A 6,093-nucleotide genomic window follows, 5' to 3' on the forward strand; every position below is an offset into this window, starting at 1 on the left:
AACGGTTACGATACCATCAACTTTTTCCAGTATGATTGCAAAGTTTCTTTCTCCAAGAGAAGTCAAAAGACCATCGGCAATCGTTTTCGGATTTTCGGAAGGTACCCACTTTTTAGAATGAAACGAACGATAAGCATCATCGGCTCCTGCGGGTTCGGCAGCAATTACTTTACACGCATGCAGCAAATGTTTGGATGAGATAGCTGTTCCGCTTAATAAACCTCCACCACCAACGGGCGCCATCATCACATCAAATTCGCCATTGTCTTCAATCAATTCTTTAGCAGCTGTTCCCTGCCCTGCTATTACATGGAAATTATTGTAGGGATGAATTTCTGTTGCTCCGGTTTCTTCAATCACTTTTACAAGCGTACTTTCGCGCGCCTGCAAGGTAGGCTGGCAAAAGGTAATTTTCGCACCATAACCGGCAACGGCTTTCTTTTTTATCTCGGGTGAGTTTTCGGGCATTACAATATGTGCTGCTATTCCACGCATTCGGGCTGCCAGCGCCAATGCTGCCGCATGATTTCCCGAAGAGTGTGTTGCCACTCCTTTTTGCGCCTCTTCTTCACTTAACGAAAACACCGCATTACACGCCCCGCGAAATTTAAAAGCCCCAACCTTTTGCAGGTTCTCGCACTTAAAAAACAGTTCGGCACCAACAATTTCATTAATACTCACCGATGAAAAAACCGGTGCACGGTGTGCATATTTCTGTACGATCTCGTGTGCTTTTTCAATGTCGGTAAAAGTCGGTATATTCATGATTTCGTATTACTCAGTTTTTCATTTAACAAATCGTAGTCGGTGTTGTATATCGACTGTTTCGACAATTCGCGTAAACGCTTTAATCCCGAAATATAGAGATACACCACAAAGCCTACAAAAACAATGGTAAGCCAGCCGATTTCAGTAAAAAGAATAAAATCGTAAATACCGTGTAAAAGAATGGGAAGTAACAGTGCTTTTTGTTTCAGGCTTTGGCTTTGTTTTTCGTAAAACTTTGCCAGCCCGAAATAAAAGCCCATGGTTATTCCAAAAATTGCATGAGCCGGAACGGCAGTTATTGCCCGCATAATTCCGGTAGTTAAGCCGCCATCCATTACATAAAGCACATTCTCAACGGCGGCAAATCCCAGCGAAACATAAACGGCATAAACAATTCCGTCGAACTTTTCGTTAAACTCAGGGCTTTTCCATATCAGGAGATACAACGCCAGGTATTTAAACAACTCTTCAGAAAAAGCGGCAACGGCAAATGCTTTCCATGCCGCAGCAAACAACCACGGAAACTGCACCGTAAAACGATCTAAAAAACGTTCGAGAAATAATATTGGAATTACTGTTAATCCTCCTGCCAGTAAAGCAAACAGCAACAAACGCAAGGGCTCTTTTTCATATTTATCGCGGAAATAAATATAAGCCGCAATAATTACCACAGGAGCCAATGCCAGTACCAGGAGGTTCATAGCTTGCTAGTTTACATCGTTGAAATAAAAAGCCTGCACACCTTTTACTCCCGGGCGATATTTAAAAACGCCTCCGGCATGTGGCCATTTTTCCAGATCCTCTTTGCCGGTAGCTTCCCTTGCCGAAGTAATGTAGAGTGTTCCCATATCTTCGTCGCCAAAAGCACACGAGGTAATATTTTTGGCAGGTACTTCAATTTTGTCGATCAGCTCGCCGGTTACAGGATTCCAGCATCCCACTGCCGAGCCGCACCAGAGCGCCACCCACAGGTTATTGTTTTCGTCGATGGTCATTCCATCGGGCGATCCCATTTCACGAGGTACGTTTACGGCAACCTCGGGATTTGAGATTTCGCCTGTGGCATCGGCGTAATCATAGGCCATAACTTTTTGCGTAGGTGTATCGATGTAGTACATTTTTGTTTTGTCGGCCGACCAAACAATGCCGTTCGAAATGCTCACCTTATCCACCATTTTATGAATGGTGGTATCCGGGTCGAAACGATACAAAGCAGCCACTTCCTTGTCGCCACTCAGGCTTATTGTTCCAGCCCAAAACCGTCCCGACGGATCACATTTGCCGTCGTTAAAACGGTTATCGGGTAAATCAGCTTCAGGATCAACCAACAATTTTTTCGCTCCGGTTTCCAGATTAAAATGATAAATTCCGTTTTGCAAAGCAACCAGTGCGTTGCCGCTTTCTGTGGGCACTACCGTCCCTATCATTTGCCCCGTAAACATTTCTTTGTTGTAACCGGTGGCCGGATTGTAAACGTTCAGAATCTCCTTTTTAATGTCGACCCACATCAATTCGCCGGTCTTGTAGTTCCAAAGTGCACCTTCGCCAAGAGTTGACTGAGTATCGAGCACCAGTTCGGCTTGTTTTAATTTTGGTTCTGAACAGCTAAACAGCAACACAGCTGCTAAAAGAAATAAAACGGTATGCTTCATAATTATTGGTTTTCCGGTTATCGATGTTCAACATCACCCAAATGTACTAAATACTTTTTATGAGGTCGCGCATAATTAGCGTCATTTTAGGCTCGGCTTTCATGGCCACCTCCTGCACTTCCTCGTGTGAAATTTCTACAATCTCGCCGGGCACTCCGCTGTCGGTCACAATCGAAATTCCAAAAACACGCATATCCATGTGGCGAGCCACAATTACCTCAGGAACGGTTGACATCCCCACAATATCGCCACCCAAAATGCGGAACATCTTGTACTCGGCAGGCGTTTCGAAAGTTGGTCCTGATACGCCAACGTAAACTCCTTCTTTAACATCGATGTTATTTTCCAAGGCAATCAGTTTGGCTCTGTTGCGCAAACGCTGACTATATGGCTTGCTCATATCTGGGAAACGCGGCCCGAGTTCATTCATGTTCTTTCCACGCAAAGGATGCTCGGGAAAAAAGTTAATGTGATCGGTAAGTAATACAATCTCGCCAACCCGCCAATCGGGATTTAAACCACCGCTGGCATTCGATACAAAAAGGTTATTTACACCCACAAACTTCATCACACGCACCGGAAAAGTTACTTCTTTCATATCGTAACCTTCGTAATAATGAAAGCGGCCCTGCATGGCCAGCACTTCTTTATCGCCCAGTTTTCCGTAGATCAATCGCCCGGCATGCCCATCAACTGTTGACACCGGAAAGTTTGGAATTTCGGTGTAGGGAATAGAATCTATAATCTCGATTTCGTTTACCAGTCCGCCAAGACCGGTACCCAAAATAATTCCCACCTCAGGACTTGCCTGAATTCTTTCTTTTATGAAGTTCGCGGTTGCTTTTATTTTCTCCAACATAATTCAATATCTTCTTATTAAACGACTTTTTTTCTTCTTCCAGGAAATCAATTTTCACCGGCAAATAATACATGGCTTTTTTCAATTCATCGCTCATCTCGCCGATGTCTTTAAAACGCATGGCATCTTTTTCGGTTGTTACAATCAACTTTCTTTCTGATTTTATTTCACTGAACTTTTTTTCGATCTCGCGAATATCGGCCATACTGTAAGAGTGATGATCGGAATAAGTTAATGTTTCCATATGCGTTCCCATCTTACGAATAAAGGAATGCATTTGTTTTGGCCAGGCAATTCCGGTAACCACCAACATGTGGCAAGCCACGTCTTTGTAACTGGCTTCATCAATTGCAGGAGCATCGAACACCGGCTGCAGCGTACCGTAAACCAGACGCGTAAAATACAAACTCTGGTAGGGCAACAGGTTTACATCGTTTTGCAAAATGCGACGCATAATTGGTGTTACTTCCTCGGGACATTTGGTGAAAAGAATAATATTTGCCCGGCGCATTTGCGAGACACCTTCGCGCAAACGGCCAACCGGCAGCAAGGAATCGTTTTTTATCTGGCGGTTGTAATCGATCAGTAAAATGTTTATTCCCGGCGAAATCCGGCGGTGCTGAAAAGCATCGTCGAGTAACACCACATCGGGCGTTTTTTCGTTGTGGGGTTCCAGCAATTTTTCCACTCCCGAAACCCGGTTTTCGCACACCGAAACAGTAGCTTCCGGAAACTTATTCTTTATCTGCAGCGGCTCATCGCCCACTTCCTGTGCCGTTGAATTGGTTTCAACCAAACGGAATCCTTTTGTTTTTCGTTTGTATCCCCGGCTTAAAGTGGCCACCTCGTACTTCTCTTTTAATAAACTTACCAGGTACTCAACATGCGGCGTTTTTCCGGTACCCCCAACAGTAATATTACCGATGGAAATTACGGGCACATCAAACTCCTTTGAATTCAAGATTTTAAGATCGTAGGCCCGGTTACGCAGATAGACAGCTATTCCGTATAACCATGACAGCGGATATAATAAAATTTTTATCATAAATGTTCTTCAAAATAGGTGGCTAAGATAACAAAAAAGGATGCACCATTAATAAATGACGCATCCTTCCATTTTATTGTTGTACAATCTTAATGCAGATAAATATCGTATGGCATACGAGCGTAAATACCATTCATTTCAGACGCTTTTTTCAGGTGCTCGTAGTAGCGGTATTTTTCGCCCAATTCGCTTTTCAGGATACGAGCTTTTACGTTTCCGCCCAGCTTAAACATTTCTTCAAAGGGGCTGGTTAATGCCGGCAACGCAACGGTACGATAATCTTCCAAACCTTCCATTTCAACGGCCAGCTTTATGGCGTCTTCCAATCCACCAAACTCATCGATCAAACCAATTTCCATGGCGTTTTCGCCACTCCAAACACGGCCCTGGCCTATGTTATCCACCTCTTCTTTGGTCATGCCCCGGCCATCGGCAACATGCGACAGAAAAGTATCATAACCAATAGTAATATAACTGGTCATACGTTGTTTCTCATACGGAGTCATCGGGCGCATTAGCGAAACAAAGTCCGAATGTTCGTTGGTACCAACGGCATCAGTAGTAATACCAAGTTTGTCGTTCATCAGTTCACCAAAGTTTGGTATCTGACCGAATATACCGATAGAGCCGGTGATAGTATTTGGGCTGGCAACAATTTTATCGGCCGGGCACGAAATATAATAACCACCCGATGCCGCCACATCGCCAAACGATACCACCAGTGTTTTTTCTTCGGCAGCCAGTTTTACTTCGCGCCAAATAGTTTCCGAATCGAACACGGCACCACCAGGCGAATTTACACGCAAAACAATTGCTTTATACGAGCTGTCCTGGCGAACTTTACGAATTTCTTTACCCAGTTTATCGCCATTAATTCCTTCGTCGGCACTTAAGCTAGTTCCAATCTCGCCACTGGCATAAATTACCGCAACTTTGTTTCGGCTGTATTTTTTGCTGTGTCCTTTCACCGGAACTTTTACATAGTCTTTCACACTCACCACCGGAATACCTTCTGTTTCTTTAATTCCGGTAATTTCGCGCATATCATCAAGCACTCCGTCGCGGTATTTAGCTGCATCGATCAAACCGTTCTCCACCATTTCCTTGGCTTTCTTGTAAGTTTGTGCTTCATCAGCCAGTGCATTCAGCTTTTCTACCGAGATATTACGCGTCTCAGAAATTCCTTTCAGCATATGATTCCATAAGCTATTCATGTAAACCAGTCGCTGTTCGCGGTTTGCTTCGCTCATTTTATCCAGCATATACGGCTCAACAGCTGATTTAAATTTGTTGTTTGGACCACGAATGATCTGCATTTCAACACCCAGTTTTTCAAGGGCATTTTTGTAGAACATTAATTCACTGCTTAAACCACGAAAATCGAGAAAAACTTCAGGGTGCAAAACAATTTGGTCGGCAACTGTTGCCACATAATAACCTTTCTGGTCTAAAATCATTTGGTCGGCAACAGCATAAATCGGTTTATCGCAACTGTCTTTAAAAGCGATCAAATCATTTCTGATCTCTTCAACCGAAGCAAAACCACCGTTTGTTACCGACAGTTTCAGGTAAACACCTTTTATACGATCATCGTTGGCCGCTTTCTTTAACGACTTGCTAATGTCATCCAGCCCGATTGTTTTTATCGAGCTAAAAAATCCGGGCAGTTCAAGATCTTCAAAAGGATCGTTCGGAGCACGGTCTACAATACTTTTACTTAAGTCAATTACTAACATCGACTGGTCGGTTACCGTAATCTCTTTATCGGC

At 43.7% G+C, this 6,093-nt stretch carries 6 protein-coding genes; all 6 read right to left on the bottom strand.

What is annotated here, in order from left to right; genetic code table 11:
* Positions 1-765, bottom strand: a 765-nt coding sequence (locus tag ABZB17_RS19445; RefSeq protein ID WP_372652716.1) for a pyridoxal-phosphate dependent enzyme, incomplete at its 3' end; no start/stop codon positions are given.
* Positions 762-1,469, bottom strand: coding sequence for a PrsW family glutamic-type intramembrane protease (locus tag ABZB17_RS19450; protein ID WP_372652718.1), 708 nt, complete (start codon positions 1,467-1,469; stop codon positions 762-764). The genes ABZB17_RS19445 and ABZB17_RS19450, both read right to left, overlap by 4 nt.
* Positions 1,470-1,475: 6 nt before the next feature.
* Positions 1,476-2,420 (bottom strand): SMP-30/gluconolactonase/LRE family protein, encoded by a 945-nt coding sequence (locus ABZB17_RS19455; protein WP_372652720.1) that lies wholly within the window; start codon positions 2,418-2,420, stop codon positions 1,476-1,478.
* A 46-nt stretch (positions 2,421-2,466) separates the two neighbouring features.
* Positions 2,467-3,279: a purine-nucleoside phosphorylase gene (locus ABZB17_RS19460; RefSeq protein ID WP_372652723.1), complete on the bottom strand. Its 813-nt coding sequence runs from the start codon at positions 3,277-3,279 to the stop codon at positions 2,467-2,469.
* On the bottom strand, positions 3,218-4,324 hold the full coding sequence (lpxK, locus tag ABZB17_RS19465) for a tetraacyldisaccharide 4'-kinase (protein ID WP_372652726.1): 1,107 nt from the start codon (positions 4,322-4,324) through the stop codon (positions 3,218-3,220). Before lpxK ends, ABZB17_RS19460 begins: the two co-directional genes overlap by 62 nt.
* A gap of 89 nt (positions 4,325-4,413) precedes the next feature.
* On the bottom strand, positions 4,414-6,093 hold a 1,680-nt coding region (gene sppA, locus ABZB17_RS19470; RefSeq protein ID WP_372652728.1), incomplete at its 5' end, for a signal peptide peptidase SppA.

Source organism: Draconibacterium sp. (assembly GCF_041583095.1).
GTDB lineage: Bacteria > Bacteroidota > Bacteroidia > Bacteroidales > Prolixibacteraceae > Draconibacterium.

Coding starts and splice junctions, on each gene's coding strand:
- ABZB17_RS19460 (WP_372652723.1), bottom strand. CDS start 3,279: ATGTTGGAGAAAATAAAAGCAACCGCGAACTTCATAAAAGAAAGAATT.
- ABZB17_RS19455 (WP_372652720.1), bottom strand. CDS start 2,420: ATGAAGCATACCGTTTTATTTCTTTTAGCAGCTGTGTTGCTGTTTAGC.
- ABZB17_RS19450 (WP_372652718.1), bottom strand. CDS start 1,469: ATGAACCTCCTGGTACTGGCATTGGCTCCTGTGGTAATTATTGCGGCT.
- lpxK (WP_372652726.1), bottom strand. CDS start 4,324: ATGATAAAAATTTTATTATATCCGCTGTCATGGTTATACGGAATAGCT.